General features: G+C 40.1%; 10 protein-coding genes and 2 pseudogenes. All 12 read right to left on the bottom strand.

Annotated features, from left to right (window positions below):
• Nucleotides 1–11: 11 nt before the first annotated feature.
• The 12 genes and pseudogenes from KG118_RS14125 to KG118_RS14070 all read right to left on the bottom strand — a co-directional run bounded on the left by KG118_RS14125 (nucleotide 12) and on the right by KG118_RS14070 (nucleotide 21,343).
• Entirely contained in the window at nucleotides 12–3,137 is a 3,126-nt protein-coding gene (locus tag KG118_RS14125) for a SusC/RagA family TonB-linked outer membrane protein (protein WP_117710931.1), read from the bottom strand.
• Nucleotides 3,138–3,351: 214 nt separating this feature from the next.
• Nucleotides 3,352–3,882 carry a YhcH/YjgK/YiaL family protein gene (locus tag KG118_RS14120; RefSeq protein WP_233514860.1) on the bottom strand — a complete coding sequence of 177 codons (531 nt, stop codon included), beginning with the start codon at nucleotides 3,880–3,882 and terminating at the stop codon, nucleotides 3,352–3,354.
• A 218-nt stretch (nucleotides 3,883–4,100) separates the two neighbouring features.
• A pseudogene (locus KG118_RS14115) lies at nucleotides 4,101–4,637 on the bottom strand (sodium:solute symporter family transporter); the annotation flags it as partial.
• A 12-nt stretch (nucleotides 4,638–4,649) separates the two neighbouring features.
• A complete protein-coding gene (locus KG118_RS14110) occupies nucleotides 4,650–5,582 on the bottom strand; it encodes a dihydrodipicolinate synthase family protein (protein ID WP_117710933.1) in 933 nt (310 codons plus the stop codon).
• Nucleotides 5,583–5,586: 4 nt separating this feature from the next.
• Nucleotides 5,587–7,542 (bottom strand): FG-GAP repeat domain-containing protein, encoded by a 1,956-nt coding sequence (locus KG118_RS14105; RefSeq protein ID WP_117710934.1) that lies wholly within the window; start codon nucleotides 7,540–7,542, stop codon nucleotides 5,587–5,589.
• Between the two features lie 161 nt (nucleotides 7,543–7,703).
• A pseudogene (locus tag KG118_RS14100) lies at nucleotides 7,704–8,809 on the bottom strand (DUF6786 family protein).
• 126 nt (nucleotides 8,810–8,935) lie between these two features.
• Complete coding sequence (locus KG118_RS14095) at nucleotides 8,936–10,723, bottom strand: L-fucose isomerase (RefSeq protein ID WP_117710936.1); 1,788 nt, start codon at nucleotides 10,721–10,723, stop codon at nucleotides 8,936–8,938.
• A 75-nt stretch (nucleotides 10,724–10,798) separates the two neighbouring features.
• Entirely contained in the window at nucleotides 10,799–11,803 is a 1,005-nt protein-coding gene (locus KG118_RS14090; RefSeq protein WP_117710937.1) for a LacI family DNA-binding transcriptional regulator, read from the bottom strand.
• A 317-nt stretch (nucleotides 11,804–12,120) separates the two neighbouring features.
• Nucleotides 12,121–15,216, bottom strand: coding sequence for a glycoside hydrolase family 2 TIM barrel-domain containing protein (locus KG118_RS14085; protein ID WP_117710938.1), 3,096 nt, complete (start codon nucleotides 15,214–15,216; stop codon nucleotides 12,121–12,123).
• A gap of 41 nt (nucleotides 15,217–15,257) precedes the next feature.
• Nucleotides 15,258–17,855 carry an alpha-L-arabinofuranosidase C-terminal domain-containing protein gene (locus tag KG118_RS14080; protein WP_117710939.1) on the bottom strand — a complete coding sequence of 866 codons (2,598 nt, stop codon included), beginning with the start codon at nucleotides 17,853–17,855 and terminating at the stop codon, nucleotides 15,258–15,260.
• A 48-nt stretch (nucleotides 17,856–17,903) separates the two neighbouring features.
• Entirely contained in the window at nucleotides 17,904–19,850 is a 1,947-nt protein-coding gene (locus tag KG118_RS14075) for a glycoside hydrolase family 97 protein (RefSeq protein WP_117710940.1), read from the bottom strand.
• 272 nt (nucleotides 19,851–20,122) lie between these two features.
• Complete coding sequence (locus KG118_RS14070; protein ID WP_117710941.1) at nucleotides 20,123–21,343, bottom strand: glycoside hydrolase family 88 protein; 1,221 nt, start codon at nucleotides 21,341–21,343, stop codon at nucleotides 20,123–20,125.
• Nucleotides 21,344–21,351 lie beyond the last annotated feature (8 nt).

The following is a 21,351-nucleotide window of genomic DNA, read 5'->3' as shown; positions in this document are numbered from 1 at the left end:
TATATTAGTATTTAGAAAGTTAATCTGAATCCCATATTATATCTACGTGTCAAAGGGTAACTGCCCGATCCTCCTGATTCCGGATCGATCCGGTTATCAAATGAAGTAATCGTGAATAAGTTGTTACCATTAACATAAACCTGCATATTGTTTATGCCTACAAAACGACGCAATACTTCAGCCTTTATATCATAGGATAACTCTAATGTTTTTAATCTAAAATAAGAAGCATCCATCAAACCATATGTTGAAGACTCACGAATATGCGCTGTATTCTTCATACTTAAACGAGGTCTATTGGCATTCACATTATTCCAGTGCCAACGTTCTAAACTTTCAGGCCATGCCATATCATAATCATAAGGAAATTCCCACAAAAAGGAAGTTCGTTTTTCAACTCCAGCTACTCCATAAAATAAAGCCCTAAAACCAAAGTTCTTATAATTAAATCCAAGTGTAAATGAATAAGTATAAGCTGGATCTGAAGTTAATTTCATAGGAACTTTATCATTATCATCAATTACACCATCACCGTTATAATCATTATAAACAAAATCTCCCGGTTGCCTGAAATCATTTTGCCAAATAGAGGCTGGTGTATTGTATACATCATCCCATGAACGATTAATATCAATCTGATCCAATCTAGATGAATATCCTATTGGCTTACCCGCACTTTTTTGATATTCTAAACGATTTATGGGATCATCACGAAACACGACTCTGTTTTCTTGAAATGAGAAGCCGGCTTTAAGATAATATTGAAAATCAGTAATATTATCACGCCATTCTGCCTCTATCTCATAACCATGATTTTTAGTCTTACCTAAATTCGCATATGGAGCAGTTTGACCAAACCATATGGGAACAGTATTAGCTCTTTTCATTAATATACCATCACGTTTTTCACTAAAGAAATCTATGACAAGATTGAGCTTGTTGAAAAATGATAGTTCAATACCTAAGTTTTGCTTACGTGCCGTTTCCCATGTTGCATTCTCATTTGCAGCCCCACTTTCAAAATATAATATATAATCATTATATGCTTTATCGTCACCAAATGTAGCATTACTACCAGAAGAATATTGAGTAAGATATGTAAAGCGTGAAGCTCCATGGTCACTACCAACTTCACCATATGAATATCTCACCTTTGCTTTTGTCAAGAAACTCAAGAAATCCATTTTTTTTATAAAAGGTTCTTCCGTAATCATCCATCCTATTGCCATAGAAGGAAAGAAGCCAAAACGCTTACCTGGAGCAAACTTTTCAGAACCTGTATATGCTCCATTAAATTCCGCAAAATAGCGATTATTATAATTATAGGTAACACGTCCTACCCAACTTTCTTCATAGCTCGGGAAATCAACCAATGATGTTCCAGTACGCTTCGTTTCATAATTACGACGATTAAAAACGCCTAAAACAGACAGATCATGATCACCAAATTTACGAGCATAATTAATCGAAGCTTCATAATACAAATCTTTGATTGAGTAATCTAATGTCTCACCACCATATACAGCCGGTTTTTCCACCCATTCATCATTAGGAAACCACATAGGCTCAGCCCCTGGTTCCCAGTACATACAAGCTATATCTTTTTTAATCAATCGATTATATGCAAATGTAGTGTTATACGAAACCTTTGCCTGTACCGACAAGCCTTTGGTAATAAAATCTAAGTTTTGCTTTAAAGTTACATCACTAAATAACCTACTTGTTTTCTGAGTAGCACTACCCTGGTAATTCAGTGAGTAAATGGGATTCCACCAACGCCCGATAGAAGTTGTACCTAAAATGCCATTTTCATATCTTAACGGATAAACATAATTAGGCATTAGATACATATAAGAAAATAGATTCGAATTGTTGGAACTCGATGAGGAACTAAATGGATCTCCTCCCATATATGATAGGGGGCGATTACGAGTAGCTATATCTCCAGCAAGGTTCACAGATATTTTAGTGTAGTTAGTTACATCCATATCAAGATTGGTACGATAATTATATCGCTCATATTTGAAAGTCGGATCGTATTCAGGTTGCTTTTCTGTTTTAAAAATATCTCCATCTTTTGTATAACCAATAGAAGCAAAGTATTTAACAAAAGAGGTTCCACCAGACATATTCAAATTATATTGTTGCGAAAAAGCAACCTTCTTATAGAGTAAATCTTTCCAATTAAGCTCTGGATAAAAATAAGGGTCAGTATTATTTCTCCAATTATTTTTATAGGTTTCACTATAGATCTTATCCCAACGTCCTTCATTGGCATGAGCCTCACTAGCTAAATCCATTGCAGTCAATCTATCCAGTACCTCATAATTATTTATAGGCTCTTTCAAACCGAAATTTGAAGAGAAATTAATTTTAATTTTACCTTCTTTTCCCCGTTTAGTAGTCACTAAAATTACACCATTAGCACCTTTTACTCCATATACAGCAGTAGCAGATGCATCTTTTAACACTGATAAACTCTCAATCTCATTAGGATCAATATCATTAAAACTACGTTCAATTCCATCTACTAAAATTAGAGGGTCTGTGCTTCCCCAAGTAGATTTTCCTCGAATGACTATCTGTGCCTGATCACTACCCGGCTCTCCACTCGACTGTATTGCTGTAACTCCAGGAAGCATACCTGTAAGAGCGCTGGATACATTGGTAGTTCCTCCTACCTTCAATAAATCATCACCTTTAGCCTGAGTAATAGCACCAACGATTGATGCTTTTTTCTGCACACCATAACCCACCACCACAACTTCTGTCAATTTTTGAGTATCATCTTCCAATTCAATCTTTAAATTAGTTAAGGATTTTAAACTAACCAATTGTAGTTCTTTCTTCTCAAAACCAACATAAGAAAATACCAAAGTAGCGTTTCGAGATACATTCATACTAAAATGCCCATCAATATCAGTAATGATCCCACTTGAAGCATTTTCTTTCTCTACAATATTTACACCAATCAGCGGAAATCCACTTTGGTCATAAACTACACCCTCCACTATCACTTTATCAGGAGATGTTTGTGCTAATAAATCAATGCATATCCATAATAGGCACAATAGTAAAGCACTAGCTCTGTACTTGACCATACTGAATCTGCATACCGGTTCTTTATTTCCTTTCATAATATTAAATATAATTTAGTTAAAGCATCTGATTATTCCGACGCATACAATCAGTCAATATTTATTATTTAACTCATGTATAAAATACATATAGATTTCGGGTCATGATCATGGAAGCGTTATCAGCTTCTTTTTTTAAATTATAGACAATCAAATGAATTCCTGTTTTAGGGTGTTTTGTTTTCATGGTTAATCAAATGTTAAATAAACTACTTCAACTGACTTTAATTTTTATTACTATTTTTTTTACGTATTTACTTGAACCTATATTTATGCAAGGTTGATGTAAATCCTCTGGAAAAAACAGAAAAAACCTTGTTGAATCAGCCAAGAGCTGCTTCTCCACATTGGCTGTATAAAATGCAATATCCTTTTCTTTATTATATAAAACAATATTCTCTATTGCATTATGACTGAGAGCTATATATTCGCTACCTTCTATTACGTATTGTAGGTCAATATATTCACGGTGGGATTCAAACCAAATCTCTTCTTTCTTCTTAGTTTGGTATTCGCTTATTGTTACATATACATCATTACTTAAGTTAACAGTTCCCAACAGTAACGAATCCGCTCTCAAATTATTTAAATAGTCAAACACCACTTCCCAACGTTCTGGATATAATTCATAATGATTTCTGAAATAATCCATATTTATTGAAGAATCTGGTTTGGCTTTAAAATTATGTAGGATTAAATCCCAATTGACTGAAGATACCATTATACCAGATTGTTTCTGTAACATTTTTTTATGATTTACATTACAAGAAACTAAGAATATGATTAAGTTAACAAATACTGTTTTTATACATATTTTCATAGAGTCTTGTGTTCAAATAAGTTTGCACTAATAAAACCAACAAAAAATATGATTATTGTGCCAAAAACAATTGTTAGATTAGCATGAAATGGACTTTTGTATGCACTCCAAAATCCATCTGTGAATAATGCAGGTGACAGACTCATAGCTTCGGTCCATATTACAGCTTCTAATCCACCTAACATCGAATAAAAGATAATAGCTACACTTGTAACTATAATAATTGTTTTAATATCCCAACCCAATAAAGCATTCATAGGTAGTGCTAAAAGATAAAGTATGAAACCCATACGCACTACCTGAGCCAACAAATAACAGATAAATGTATAAAACCTAGCCCATACACCAAATCTTTCTTCAAGAAAACTATATGCAGAAACACTATTTAAATTACAACAAAAAGGTACAAAATTTCGTACTGCAAAATAAGAAGCAATAGGAATAGAAAGACTAAACACAAATGTATTCCAATCGGACATATATGCTTTCCCGGGGTAAGCCAAATAACTTATACTACTTACATAAGTAGCCAAAATAGACATACCTACTACCCAACCAGGAAGACTACGACCGGCTGAAGTAAATTCATCTGAAGTTCGTTTCTTACTAAAGAAAGAACATCCAAGCAATACTACTCCTCCTGTAAATATTAGAAATACTATTGTATCTATTACAGACATAATTTTTAGTAATTATGATTTCAAATCAAGATCCATATTCAAATTTTCTAATGCTATCCTTACTTGATTACGTTCTTCTTTTTCGAAATGGTTAAATGGAGATGCCACGAAATCATTACATACGCCCAAAAGAGATAAAGCACATTTTAAACTTTTCAAATAACTGGAACCATATTTTCCTATGGTATATACAGTAGTACTTATTTGCATCACAATTTTTTGTAAACGATATAGTTCCTCAAAATCATGTCTCTTTGCAGCATTATAAAGAGCAACATATAACTTAGGAAACATATTGGCACCTCCATTAATTCCACCATTTCCTCCCATCAGCACAACTTCCCCGGTAACTTCTTCAGGACCTACTAGCATAGAGAAATTTGAATGATCTTTCATTATATGCATTACTGACTGAAAGTAAACTAAATTAGCAGAACTATCTTTAAACCCTATTACTTTGGGATTTTCTGCTATACGATGGATTGTTTGTGGAGCAAAATTTACTTTTGTATGTGTAGGCATATTATACAAAAAAAGAGGTAGTGGCAAATCTTTAATAAGTTTATCATAAAATTCAACTAATTCAGGTTGGGCAGAAGCAAAATAATATGGTGGTGCAGAAACTACAGCTTCAGCACCATAGTTAGCTGCTATCTGTGCCAGTCTAACACTTTCTACAATAGATGTATCTGATATACAAACCAACACTGGCAGACGACTGGCTGTGATACGACAAGTCTCACGAATCATTTCTTCCCGTAGTTTGTAACTTAGGCATTGTGCTTCACCTGTTGTCCCAAGGATAAAAAGAGCATTTACACCTCCATCAATAAGACGCTCAATCAAACACTCTAAGCCTTTAATATCCAACTTGTCATTATCTAATAATGGAGTTACTAATGGCGGAATTATACCCGACAAAGGAGATTCAAGTAATCTGTTCATAATATTATTCTTTATTTGTTTTATTTTTTATAATATAGAAAAATCCATCTTCCGCACCTACCAATAAATCAGATATACCATCCTTATCCCAATCAATAGGAGTAGGACTTGTTGTATGTCCAGCTAAACGAAGTGTGGAAAGATTTCCCTGATTTTTAATATATATAGTATCTCCGGATTGACGTACATTCTCAAGAAATGCAGCATTCAAAGTATTTACAATTAAGTCCAAACGTCCATCGTTATTCCAGTCTACCAAACAAAACTTACGCCTACCAGAGGCACCAGCCACTTTATCACTTAAACGAAGAGGACCTGGTTCATTAACAACCGGAGCATGTTTTTTTGTAGAACCAGCAATGACACCTTCTGTTGCAAATATTCTTTTCCCTGGTTTTAACCATAATTCATCATTCATTTCAAATCTCTCATAAAAACAGAGGTATCCTTCATGATCCATCAATATAAGATCTGTAAGTCCATCCTGATTCCAATCTATAGCAAAGGGAGTAGTACGCCATTGAGTCACTAAATCTGTTTTACCTGGACTCCACCAATTCCACACAGGTTTAGGCACATCTTTTCCTTGCCAATCCACCTTTACACGATAGGGACCTTTTAAATTCTCAACATCCCCAGTATTTTTATACCAAATTATTTCTCCCAAAATAGAGTTAGCTACAATATCCTTTTTCCCATCTCCATCCCAATCGGCTACAGAAACAGTTGTATAACCCCATTTTTCTTCACATGGACCTTGAATAGAGCCGTTTTTACCTGCAAGAATACGAATATCCTCACCATCTATTTTTAAATTGACAGGAGCTGCCCATATAGGATCATTACCTCCACCTAAATTTTTAATAAAACAAATATTTCCAGCTGAATTTCCACTGATAATATCCTCGAGTCCATCGTTATCCCAATCGACACTAAATGGAGTAGATAATGCACCATATTTTACACAATCCGCCTTTTGCTGAAGATAAACAGGAGATTCAAATTGTGGCATATTATTAATTACAACACCCGTATTTTTTAAATAAGCCACTCTACCATCCTCATCCCCCACCATTAGATCTATATTTCCATCATTATCAAAATCCACAGCGACAGGTAATATCATTTCAATATGAAATTTAATAATTCCATCTTTATTTTCTAGATAACGACCTTCGGCAAAGCGGGGAGCCTCACGTGTTCCAATATTTTCAAACCAAGTTAGCTTGTCTACGAATTCACCACATATCAAATCGAGATCACCATCTCCATCAAAATCATACATGTTAGGAGTCGGCGCACCATAAACATCAATTACTTTTTTCCCCGCTTTTATTCTTCCTTTATTAATATATCTTCCATTTTTATTCTCCAGTAGATACACATATCCATGAAGAGGACCATTTTTCCATTTACCATTTTCATCATAGGCATTATCCCAACCATAATCTCCCCAATCACCTAATCCTACAATAATATCAAGATCACCATCATTGTCATAATCAACATAAGCCCATGTATTGCCGCGCTCTTTTACAATGTCTTTCAAAGGATTTTCAGTGATCTCGATTTTTTGAGGTCGCGCAAACAATGAATTTCTAAAATCCAAATATTCGACTCCCTTATGAATTATATGTAAGTTCCCATTCACATAAGAAACACTTAAATCTTTATAAGTAGTGTCTAGCAATTTTACTCCTTTGTCAAAAAGTGGGGTTTGTCTATTTCCAATATTATGGAAATAAAATATCCCTTTATGAGGCGTTGACGGACATGTCATCAATAAATCCATTAGCCCATCACCATCATAGTCAATTGGAATCGGCATACCCCATAATCCCACTCCTAAGTCTACTACCAAATTAGGATTGTTATATTTCAATCTATATTTATCATTGTCCTGTCCATAGGTAGAAATACATATTATAGCTATTAAAATAATAAAAATAACCTTTTTCATATTATATAATTTAAGTAATAAAAAAATAAAGAAACATAAGAGTTTCACTTCTATTTTGTAAGTATCAATATCAAAAACAAATATTTAAATATAATATACCACTTCCAGCTTTCATAAATTCAACTTTCAATTGTAAACTGAAATTCATTCACATCATCTTCTTATTGAAATTTAGCTTTGATAGCGCATATATCTGTTTTAAATAATTTTTTTATTATATAATCTAATTGTTTATCGTTTCCCTGTAAATGAATAATTTTCTGTGTATGAATTAACGACTCATAAGGTGCTAATTCTGCACCAGGAGAAGAAGTTTCTATTTCATAAAAAGGTCCCATCATAGAACCATCTTCAGTCGGTCCATCATTATAAGCATTGATTACATCACCGCAGTAAGGATTCTTTTGCCTCCCCACTGTCCATTCATGTAGTTTAAAGAGTTTTCAAAAATATCACACCATAAAACAGTGAGTACCTCCTTAGAAGAATCATAACTTCCACATAAATTAGTTGCACATGAAGCTGGTATCCCCAATTTAGAACGAAAGCACCCGTCTATCTTAAAGTAAATAACTCCATTTTCTACAATTAATCTATCTGTTGGAATTTTACCAAAATACTCATCATTTACAATTTTTCCTTTTTTAGACTGTTTATAAGGGATAAATACAGTGGTAGTAAGAGTAGGATTAAACATACTAAGCATCCAAACAGATATCAGTCCTGTTTTTTTACTCCATGATTCATTGCCAATATTTGTAATCCGATTCTCACTTTTATAAGCTACTACTTTTAGATCCTCAGGAATTTCAATATTAAAACTTGCTACAATTTCATTAATATCTAATAAAGAAATAGTTCGTTCAATATTCAGAAAAAAAGTAGTACCATAAGTATTTGTCAAACACCCCTCTTTGGTCAAACAAACATGATTTTCGCTTTGTGATCGTACGCTGAAAGCCTCTATATCTAAAACCGAAGGGACCCTCCAATTTTTATAAGTTTGTTTTTCTCCTTGTTTAAAATATAGAGAAAATACCCCACCTTCCGGACCAAGCCAAAAGCGTTCTTCACCTCCTACAGGATTAAATTGAAAGTTTATTTGTTTTTTCTTGATAAAAGAATAATTAATCCAACCATAACTATCTCCAGCATCTCCAGCAGCAGATGTAGTCATAACTCTCCCTTGCCATGCTGGAACCACCATAACCTTAGATTCTCCATCATCAGAAATCAACTCAATATATTCAATGTCATTCCTGTTCATAAACTGGGCATCATCAGCATAACTTCCCATTTTATTTTTTTTTATCTATTGCAAGATATAAGGAAAACTTATACCTTGCAATAGAGAGGTTATTAACTATATTAGATTTGTCCTTGTGTTTTTTCTTTATTTATATAATGGACCATAATTTTTACAAGCTCTATAATCACTACCTTCCATATCTTCACCAAAAGCTGACCATGCACTAGGACGGAAGACATTTTCGAATGGAATATTATGCATACTAACAGGAATACGAAGCATAGAAGCCAAAGTAACCAAATCTGCACCTATATGTCCATAACTAATAGCACCGTGATTCGCCCCCCAATTATTCATAACAGTGTATACATCACGAAAATATCCCTTGCCAGTGAGACGTGGAACAAAAAAGGTGGAAGGCCACGTACGGTCAGTACGGTCATTAATTATCCTAAATACATCATCATCTAAATTGACCGCCCATCCCTCAGCAATCTGAAGGACTGGTCCTTGACCTTTTACGAGATTTAAACGACACATAGTCAAAGGCATTTCACCACGAGTAAGGAACTGAGAAGAAAAGCCTCCTCCTCGCATATACTCACGAGAAGCCGGATACCATTTGGTAGCTGCAAGACATCTTTCCACATCTTCTTCTGATATTTCCCAAAAGGGCTTCATTACAGGCTTACCATCTCGTTGCATACAGCCTGTACCATCCAAAGTACAGGAACCCGAATTGATAAGGTGAATAAAACCATTGCTAGCCTTGCCTTCCGGTTTCTTGCCTGTTACTCTCTCTATGGAGTGAGGACTCCAATAGGTACGTACATCAGCAAAAATTTGTGCTGTATTTGACAATAAATGTCCAAATAACATGGAAACACAATTTAATGTATCATTTTCCGTAGCAAATGTAAAAGCTTCACGAATACCATTCCAATCAAACGAGCTGTTCAAAATAGCCTCTGAAAAATCACCATCAGGCTTGTAATCCGTCCATTGCCGTTGTCCTTGGAAACCAGCCGCAATCGCATTATGCCCCATAGCTTCCTCTTTAAATCCAATTTCGGCTAATTTAGGATTTCCAATCATTAAATCACGAAAAATAAGAGTCATTTTTACTACATATTCCCAACGTACATTTTTTTCTTCACGAGAATAGACTAAATGTTTTGGATTGAAATCACACCCTTCATTACTCTTACAATATTTCTCAGTCCATATCATAGCACGTTCAAACTCTTCATAATCATAAATACCCAACTGAATACGACGTTCTATTTCACTAGCATCTACATATTCATTACGCATTCCTAAATACTCCTGAAAAAAATCTGGATTAGGGATAGACCCTGCAATTCCCATAGATACGCTACCTATCGAAAGGTAAGATTTCCCTTTCATGGCTGCAACAGCTAAACCGGCACGTGCAAAACGTAACAATTTTTCTCGTACATCTTCCGGCATTTCTGTATTACCGATATCCTGTACATCCTGTCCGTAAATACCAAATGCAGGCAACCCCTTTTGCGTATGTCCAGCCAATGCAGATGCTAAATAAACAGCACCTGGACGTTCAGTACCATTAAACCCCCAAATAGCTTTAGGAATCTCACTATCCATATCAATAGTTTCAAAGCCATAACACCAACAGGGAGTTACTGAAAGTATTACACCCACTCCGTTATTACGAAATTTCTCTGCAGCCATAGCCGCCTCAGCTACCCCGCCAATAGTTGCATCCGCAATAATGCACTCTACAGGAGTTCCATCACTGTGGTACAAAGACGATGAATATAGCTCGGCAACCTTACGAGCCATAGTCATAGTTATATCTTCTAGCGATTCACGGATACCTCCACGTCGTCCATCAATAATAGGACGAATACCAATTTTTGCTTTACTACCAATAAGTCTCAAATTTTTCATGGATAAAATAGGTTTGCATTGATAAATACTATAAAAATTAACTAAAACGATTAAGCAATAATATAAAAAAAAATTCTATGAAGAAGCCTCAACAAATACTCCTTCTGCAAGTACAGACTGCACAGCATTCCTCTCTGCAATACTATCTATAAGTATTTCAAGAGCTTTCTGAACCAAAGTCTCTATAGGTTGCTGAATATAAGATATAGGAGCATTAAAAAAGTCAAATACCGGATTGCCATCAAAACCAGCAAGACCTATTTTGCCAATCACGTCTTGCCCCATATCTTTAATTGTATACAAACAAGCCAATGAAATCATATTGGTTCCAAATAAAAAAGCATCTGCTCCTGCCTCAATCATTTTCGGGAGCATCCGGTCTGCCGATTTCCGAGGAGTATCCTGTTTCAAAAAAACTACATTTATCATATTCTTTTTCCCCGCATTTTCCATAGCCTTTTTATACCCGCGAACACGCTCTTTCATATGGACGAGATTAATATCATAAGCCGCCATGCAAGGAGAATTATATCCCGAATCCAAAAGATACTTAGTTGCAATATACGAAGCATTAAAATTATTAAGAGCCACGTAACTAACATTAAGTTCAGGAAAATAACGGTCAAATAAAACAATAGGAATATTGTTATTAATCAGAGAAGCGATAGCTTTCTCTGAATTTTCGCAAGGAACAATAATCAGCCCATCAACTCCCTTGTTAATAAGGTTACCCACCACAACACTCATCTTATCTGTATCCTCATCCGAACTTCCAAAAAGTACAGTATATCCTTGTTTAGTAGCTTCATCTTCCAACACACGCGCCAATTGAGAGAAGAAGGGATTAGATATATCAGAAACCACTAATCCAATTGTTTTCGTCTTACCGCTACGCAGACTTTTAGCCGCCAAATTAGGTTGATAATTCATTTCATTAGCAATCTTTAAAATACGCTGGGCTGTTTCTTCGCCTACACGATATTCTTTCTTCTTACCATTTAGTACGAATGAAACTAAGGCAGTTGAAACTCCTGCAGCTTCTGCAATATCTTTTAGCGATATTTTTTTCAGTGATGACATATATTAAGATATAACGTTTTTGCAATATTACAATATTGTGTTTTCTACTTAGTTATTGAATTAGTAGTACTTATTTGTGTTTGTACGATGCAAATATAAATATAATAATTGAATTTACAAATTATTTTGCTAATTCGTTATAACATTTTTCTATTTTCTATATGAATGCCCCTTAGAACCTAACATCAACTCTACATTTTCTATCTTTTCAAATCAACTCACAAGATAAAAAATATCCCATGAAACAAATAAATACGTCTCATGGGATATTTTTAATACGGTACAACCCTACAGAAATACGTTTATTCCCTACTTTCTCATTCTATTTCTATACTATGGCGTACCGGCGTCAGAATGAATGTAAATTCATAATCAGCATAAGGAACTTGGTATTCGGGCCGGGCAATACGTCCCCAGCTATCCTCGCAACCTAAACCGGCCTGCACCTTATCAATACAGAGGTTAGTCAAGTCTGCTTCTTCCACCTCCTGAGAGTGTCCTTGCTGTTTGCTCCAGCCCTCATCCAAGGATTCAATCGTATAGTGCAAAGCCGATGCGGAGAATGGAGCGGTAGCAACTACCTCGATACCGTTACCGGCTGCATCCAGCATTTTCCACCAACGGATATCCGTCTTTGTCCCATTCTCCTGCGGACGGATATAGGGATAGAACTGTTCCGACACGCTCTGACGATAAATGCCGAGGTCGGAGCAATGGTTACGGTCGATATAGTTCTCTACCGGACCGCGACCGTAATATTCTACAGTCTCAAAGCTGCGAGGCATAGGCAGTTGCACCCCGAAACGGAAAAGATTGGCAACTTTGGCATTCTTGTCGGCAATCATCTTTTGAGTGACTTTAACAGCGCCATTGTTGTTGATGACATACGTCAAATTTAAAGCAGCCGATACTTTGGACAACTCATAAGCGGCTTCCACAATCACTTGTTTGTTCTCGGTGTGCTGATTGAAAGAGATCAGCTTGATTTCCGGATTCTTCCAGACAATATACTTGCGGTGCAGGTTGGCGCCGAAATCATTATCGGTAGGAGCACGCCAGAAGTTAGGGGTAAGGGCTTCGCCCTCTTTAATCATATTCTGACCGTTCACTTCGTATTTAGTCAAGTACCCGGTATGCTTGTTGAATTCCATACGGAAGGTCTCACCGGAAATAATAAGGTAATTATAGTCATTCTCCTGCACTGCAGGAACTGTTACTTCCACATTACTCAGTTCGACATTTCTCAAATCCATTGCAGGGGCTTGATAAGCGTTCAGCGTCAACTGGTTTTTAGCTACAATATGACCGGCAGGAAGCAGTCCCTCACGATTCTTCAGCTTATAAGACACGTTGAGCAACCACTCGGCACATTGGCAAGTTGCACCCAAATCCAATTTGATTTTGGCTGTCTGTTGCGGGGCTACATCCAAGTCATCCACACGGCCGCTGCGCATCACCTTACCGTCTTTCAGCATCTCCCATTCCAGATAATAAGCGGAAAGGTCACGGAAGAAGTTTTCATTGAACACATTGATTTCTCCACGCTGCAAGTCGGCAGGAGTTGTCCAAATACTCTGATAGATGCGTCCCACTTCGTACATATGCGGATTAGGCACACGGTCGGGACTAATAAGACCGTTATCGCAGAAGTTAATGTCGCTGGCATCAAAGCGATTGAAGTCACCGCCATAAGCATAAATCATCTTGCCGTTCTTACCTGTCCAACGTACAGACTGGTCTACAAAATCCCAAATAAAGCCACCCTGAAACTTGGGATATTTACGCACCAAGTCCCAATACTCCTTAAAGCCGCCTTCGGAGTTACCCATAGCATGGGCATATTCGCACTGAATCAAAGGCTTCTTGTAGTCGGCATTCTTACTATAATCCTCGCACCAGCCATAACCGGCATACATCGGACAGTAAATATCCGTCTTGCCCTTCACGCCGGCCTGCTCATACTGGCACGCACGGCTGGGGTCTTCCGCCTTCACCCAATCGTAAGCGGCCTCAAAGTTAGGACCATATCCGGCTTCATTGCCCAACGACCAGAAGATAATGCTGGGATGATTGAAACCGCGTTGTATATTACGTTGATTACGTTCCATATGAGCTTTCTTGTAGTCGGCACGTTTGGCAAGGGTTGATTCTCCATATCCCATTCCGTGAGACTCGATATTCGCTTCCGCCACTACATAAATGCCGTATTGGTCACACAAGTCATACCACAGATTATTGTCGGGATAGTGGCAGGTACGCACAGCATTCAAATTGAACCGTTTCATTATCTGAATATCCTGAATCATACGCTCACGGGAAACTACATAACCATAGTCGGGATCCATTTCATGGCGATTGGCTCCTTTGAAAAGAACAGGTTGGCCGTTTACCAGTATTTGCGAATCTTTGAGTTCAATCTTACGGAAACCTACTTTAACGGGAATCACTTCATTACTGCCCTGCAAAGTGGCACGCAATGTATAAAGATAAGGAGTTTCCGCTGTCCATTTATGCGGATTATCCAGGTTCATCAAGGCAGTACCGTTACCACGAACAGCTGCTGTTGCCACCTGCCTACCTTCGGCATCCGATAATTCCAAAGTGGTATTACCGTTACCTTTCAGGCTTACCGTTACACGCAAAGTCCCGTTCTTGTAGTCGGTATCCAAATCTGGGGTAACACGAATATCTTCGATACGTTTCTTATCACGGGCATACAGATAACAATCACGCCCTACCCCGCTGTAACGGAAAAAGTCTTGGTCTTCAAGATAAGTACCGTCACACCAGCGGAACACTTGGAAAGCTATCAGGTTTTCTTGCCCCGGCTTCAGGTAAGAGGTAAGATCAAATTCCGCCTCCAACTTGCTGTCTTCGCTGTAACCTACATACTTACCGTTTACCCACAGGTACATATTGGAAGTCACCGAACCGAAGTGGGCTATAATATCCTTGCCTTTCCAATCGGCAGGGACTACAATCTCGCGGCGATACGAACCGACATGGTTATTCACAACGGGTACTTCCGGCGGATTATTCTTAAACTGGTTGCGCCAGGCATAACCTACATTTACATAAATAGGGTCGCCGAAGCCATACAATTCCCATACCCCGGGAACAGGCATATCACTCCATCCTTTATCATTAAAGCCCGGTTTCCAGAAGTCTGTGGGACGGGCATCAGCATCTTTCACCCAAAAGAATTTCCATGTACCATTCAAGGTCATGAAACGGGAAGAGTGTTCTTTGGCTCCTGCACGGGCAGCCTCTTCCGATTCATAAGCAAAATAATTGGTGTGCATCGGTGCACGGTTTACGGCATTGACTTCCGGATTCCGCCATTCGGTAAAAGACTGCGCGCTCGTAACCACAGCCAAAGCCGCAAACAGTCCGGTAATAATCTGTTTCTTCATGGTATCTGTTATATATAAAAAGTTACAACTTCATTCTATCGCTATTTTTCACTGATGCGTATCACCGTAAACGAATATGCCGGCATCTTATAATCAAATTCATTGCCCGCAACTTCGAATGCAGAAGAGACGGACTTGGCATCTTTACTTGCCGGGCTGCCCGTAAGCAGTGTCTTTACGGCTGACGGATTAGTCAAAGAAACACCTTCCAACTGTACCTTGGCAGAAACCTCTACCGGCAATAGATTCGCCAATTTCACGATATAGTCGCCACTGGCATCATCTCTGACTACGGATACACCCACACGCTTCCGCACTGCATCCGAGCCTTCACTCAAACTGACAACAGAGGGCAAATAAACAGTACCGGAATTCTGTCCGTACATCTGCTGGACATAATAACCCACCGTAGGCTTTACTTCTGAGTTATTGAAGTAAATCAAATCGGGATTCCATTGCGTATGACCTTCTTTGGCCAGCAACGGAGCATACGAAGTCATGGTCACGACATCAGCGTTCCGTTCTACGGCCGTAAGGTACAATGCCTCAGTCAAAGCCGTTTCAACGTTATTGGGACGACCTGCCATATGGGAGGCATACTCACCCAAATACACTTTGGACTTGTTACGGTCGTAACGGTCGTAATAATCCTGATTATTGATGAGCCAACCGGGTTCCACATAATAGTGTTCGTCCACCATAGGCACACCGAGACGGGTGGCAAGTTCCCAGCCTTCCTCGTAGTCCGTTCCTTCGTAGAAAGGTCCTACCGTACCGATAACGGTTATTTCGGGATATTTCTCCTTAACAGCATTATATATCATCGTGAAACGTTCTTCAAAGACATCTGTTATCATGTCCTCATTGCCTATACCGATAAACTTCAGGTTGAAAGGCTTCGTATGACCGGCTTCCGCACGTTTCCTGCCCCACTCCGTGCGACGTGCATCGCCATTAGCATATTCTATAAGGTCGAGCACATCTTGAATGTATTGATCCATTTCTTGCATCGGGATGCCTCCTTGCTGCCCCATACACGTCAGCTCGCCGTCGGAGTGATGCGCGCACGTGCCGGAATTTTGGCAAGGAACGCCTGCCGCAAGTACCGGAAGCGGTTCAGCACCGATATCCTCACAATATTGGAAGAATTCAAAGTATCCCAAGCCGCGTGTCTGATGATACCCCCAAAGGTTGCGCAAAGGCTTGCGGGCTTCGAGCGGACCGACAGAACCTTTCCAATCGTATATATTGTCAATTCCGTCTCCATGAGCCACACACCCGCCGGGAAAACGGATGAAGCGCGGATGCAGGTCTGCAAGCGTCTGGGCCAAGTCGGCACGCAGACCGTTCTCGCGGCCTTTAAACGTATTCTGCGGGAAAAGGGAAACCATATCCAGATGCAGCGTAGCCGGAACCGATTCTAAAAGAAGTTCGAGACGTCCCTTGTCAATGGCAGACGCAGCAGTCAATACAGTCTTATACTTCTTCCACTCACGAGAAGCCACCTTTACTACAGATTCGGCACAAACCTTGCCCTTGCCATCCGTAATACGAATCAGAAGTTTCATACTCTTGGGCTGTGCATAACGCTCTGCCCTTGCCGAAAGCCCTTCCGACGGAATGCGGGCAAAGAAGGACAAATCGTATTTTTCACCTTGCTTTATCACAATCCCGTCATAACCGGTATTGTAGATACCTGCACCCGGTGTATTTATCATCATTTTCAGATAATGAGAATTATTGGCATGTATGGGAGCAACCGTATCTATCTGCAAGTGCACGGGAACTTGACCGGCATTCTCCTTCCCAACCGAAGAAAGAGCGGGACGAATACCACCCCAAGCCGTCATGGGTCCCCATTCCGCAGCCCTATCCAATCCGTAGCCGCGGTCGGCGGGAGCATATTCAAAATCGCGGTTCTGAATAAGCTCGGCATAAAGTCCTCCATCGGCAGCATAATTAATGTCTTCAAAGAAGATACCTATCAAATGCTCGCTGATTTTCTTTGCCTTTTCGGGCTTTACTTGTACAGTGGCTTCCAACGGTTTCAATCCGGCAAAACGCACAGGGTCCTGCGCCATACGTTCGGCATTCTGTGCCGAACGGAATTTCTTGTGTTCTGCATAGCGGATAATCTGCTGTACGGTGGTATACGAAACTTTCTGTATACGTCCCGTCTGTTCCATGCCATTCACCGATACTTTTCCTTCGAGGAAAGGGTACACATCTTCAGAAGAGAACTTACTAAGATCAGAGGATAAGAAATAACTCTGCCGCCCCCATTTCTGCAAGTCAGGCGAAGCTACATGAGCCAATACTTTGCCTGTATCCGTAACTCTCCAGATGCAATGCCAGCTACCGTCGGCACGGTTTTGCACCAACTGCGGATTGAACATTTTCTTCGCTCTGCCCCACGGGCCGAAATCGGAATTGACATAAGTGAAACCGTCTGCTACACTGAACCACGTCCTGTTGTCGGGACTCCAGGCAAACTTCAATCCACCCTGCCCGTTGGCATGGGAATAGGAAAAGAGATAAACCGAATCGGGTTCATTCGTCACATGATGAGTCTCTGCCCGCAAGGAAGAAGCCAAAACCAGTAACAGGCAAAGAGAGAATAATTTGAATCGTACTTTCATGGTATTTAATATAATATAATTCTTTAACTTGTGAAAAGCCTGCCCGTCCTACTTCACTATCACTGCTCCGCCCATAGGCTGAACTGTAAGCTGCAACGTACCGTCAGACTTGATTTTCTGTTCTTTCTGTTGCGGCTGCAGCTTCTTATCGTCAAAATAAACAGAGACCTCCTCACCCGCAGGTAACATCGGAAGGGATAATTTCAGCTTCAACGGTTCCGCCATAGCATTGGCAGCAGCTATATACCACACATTGCCATGACGACGTGCCAAGACGACATAGCGGCCGGGATAACCGTCGATAAAACGGGTTTCATCCCATGTAGTAGGTACTTGTTTCATAAAGTCAAGACATAGCGCCGGAGCATCCGTCAAATTATTGGGGGCAAGAGCAAAGTTCTGTATGGGATTCTGGAAAAGCACCGTAGTTGCCAACTGGAAAATATCCGTTGTCCGACGAACAGTACCACCGTCATTACCACGGTTCAAGCGTTTATTCAAGAATCCTCCGCCAAATTCCATACATCCCACAGTATTACGGATAAAAGGATGCAAAGTGGCATTGAACGCTTCATTATCACAGGCTTGTTGGCTGAAGACAAGATTCTCGGATGCCAACACAGCCTCACTGCCTACATAGTTAGGATACATCCGCTCCCACCCGCGAGGCAACGTACATCCATGGAAGATGACCATCAGCCCGTAATCATCGGCATCGCTCAGTATTTCTTCATACAAACGCATTGTCTCCTGCTTGTCACCTCCAAAGAAGTCTACTTTTATACCTTTTACACCCAGACTTTGCATCCAGCGCATCTCTTGCTTACGGGCAATGGAATTGTCCATTTTGTTAACCGGCCCTTGCTCTATATCATTCCAGTAGCCGCTGGAACTATACCACAAGAAGACCTCCACTCCTTTGCTACGGGCATACTTGACGAACTGCTCCATACGGTCACGACCGATATACGTATCCCACCAATTATCAACCAAGATATATTCATACCCCATGGCAGCTGCCAAATCGGCATATCGTACCTGGTCATCATAGTTAATACTGTTATCTTGCCAAAGAATCCAACTCCAAGTACCGCGCCCCGGTTTATAGTCGTGTTTCGTTGCATAACGCGGCTCAACCACATCCCAAGGAACCGTCGTCTCTACAATCGGTTTCAAAGTTTCACCTACCGTAATAGTACGCCACGGCGTGCTGCCGGGCAAAGCAAAAGTGGGTTCAATTGTTCCGTTACCGTTATTTTCTTCCGGCATGGGGAACTCAAGGGTATACACGCCGCTTGCCGCATCGCTAAGGCGGGACGCACAATAGCGGCTGTCAACACCGGTCTCGCTGACCAGTACCCAACCGTCTTCACCCACTTTGAACAGACAAGGGAAAGTATAACCATGCCCGTAATGCGAACGTTCGTTCATCGATGCATCCACTTTATATCCTTCTTCGTAGCTGGGCTTCGTACGTTTCCATCCTATCATGGCATCGCTCTGCGGGCAGAGGAAAGTGGTAGTCTTTTCCGGAAAGGCAAAACCGGTATTTTCGTTCATTACGCGTACACTGCCCGTATTGCCTTGGCGTGACAGGGTATAACGGAAAGCAATATCGTTATTGCTCACCCGGAACGTAATCTGCATCTTCTGTCCTTTAGCATTGTCAAAGAAACAGTTCAATTCGTTAGCCCGGTAATGTACTTGAGAAGTCTTGATGTGGTTCAATGAATACTGGCTGTCAATTTTGTTCACTTCATGTCCGGTTAGTTTCAAACCTTGTGTAAAATCGCCTACATTAGTGTTCATGCCCAACGGGGAGTTTTCCAGCATCTGCCTGCCCTTGTAAGAAACAGAATAAGCTGCTTTTCCGGTTTCGGTACATATAACCTCCACCTGCAGGTTTCCGTCCGGTCCTTTCACTATTACATCTTGCGCCCTCAACGGTGCAGTAACTGCCAACAACAGCAATAACAGTTTCAATCCTTTTTTCATGGTATGTGTATATTAGTAACTAATTTATGTCTTTCATAATCATTTTACAGCAAGAGAATTAGAGAGTGTAAAAATAACACTTTTACTACAGACGCAACAAATAAGCGCATATGTTGTGTAACATATACACTTATTCTTCATTGAATCAATGTACGTTCAATAACGTCGGTCATTACCACACGAGCCCTCTGAATGACAAAAGGACTCCTTCCCTTATTCATCTATAAGAGAAGAAATCCTTCATTATATTTATAATAACAGGCTGTGGTGCGTCAGCCTATGACCGCTTTTCCTTCCTGCAATCTCTTCAACCGCAGCAATGCTTCGATATAATAATAATCCGCATAAATAATAGAAGCGTCTATTTCCGACTTAGCCGGCCAGTGTCCTGTAGAGTGGAGCAGGAATGCCGGACTTGCTTCACCGCATTGATAGCTGTCCGTACTTAAGTTCGTCAGCATTTTCACTGCCGCATCCTTGTACTTCTCTCCTTTGTCACCCGGCAAGTACGTAGAAAGTTCCAGTAAGGCAGAAGCCACTACACAGGCAGCCGAAGCATCACGAGGAGCATTGGGTATTGCGGGGTCATTGAAATCCCAGTAAGGAACATAATCCTCCGGAAGATTTTTCAAATACACATTCGTTACCTTCTGCACAAAGTCCAGATAACGGCAGTCTCCGGTTTCACGGTAAACCACTGTATATCCATAGATGGCCCATGCCTGACCGCGCGCCCACATACTATTGTCCGCATATCCCTGGTGCGTAACCCCTTTGACAAAGCCACCCGTCAGCGTATCGTAAACGGCCACATGATACGAAGTATAATCGGGACGAAAGTGGTATTTCATCGTTTTATCGGCATGAGAAATGGCAATATCCGCCAAATAAGGGTTGCCGCCGTTCTTTGCCGCCCAGAAAAGCATTTCCAGATTTATCATATTATCCATAATCGTGTTGTGTCCGCCAAACAGTTCTACATTACGCGGCCAAGACAACATCGTCCCTACCTGCGGCTTGAATAGCGTAGCCAACGTATCCGCCGTATCCAGAATCACCTGCTTGTAAAGGGGATTTTGCGTCAGGCGATAACCGTTGCCATAACTGCAAAACACCAGAAAGCCGAGGTCATGGTCAAATGCAGGTGTACGGGAAAGGAACTCCAAGGAGGCGGTAAATCTTTCCGCTTCCTCCTTTATCCGCTTGTCACCGCTATATTCATAGTCGTACCACAGCACACCGGGCCAAAATCCGGCACACCATTCTTCCTTTGCGGCTTTGCGGCAATTCCAATTACTTTGACCTTGCAGGATGTTGCGTGGCATCATGGTATAATCAATCTTACCATTTGCATCGTGCAACCGGTCTAATGTACGTCCTACCTGACGGTTACAATAGTCCAATTCCCTATCAACATAAAACTTGTTTTCCGGAATAGTGCAGGCAGACAACAGGCAGACGCCCAAAACTGCCAACAGAGCTTTTGTCTTCATATCTGATT

Origin of the sequence: Bacteroides propionicigenes, from assembly GCF_018390535.1 — a bacterium.
Classification (GTDB): domain Bacteria; phylum Bacteroidota; class Bacteroidia; order Bacteroidales; family Bacteroidaceae; genus Bacteroides; species Bacteroides propionicigenes.
Note: the sequence above shows the minus strand (reverse complement) of the source record. Positions and strands in the feature narration are given on the sequence as shown.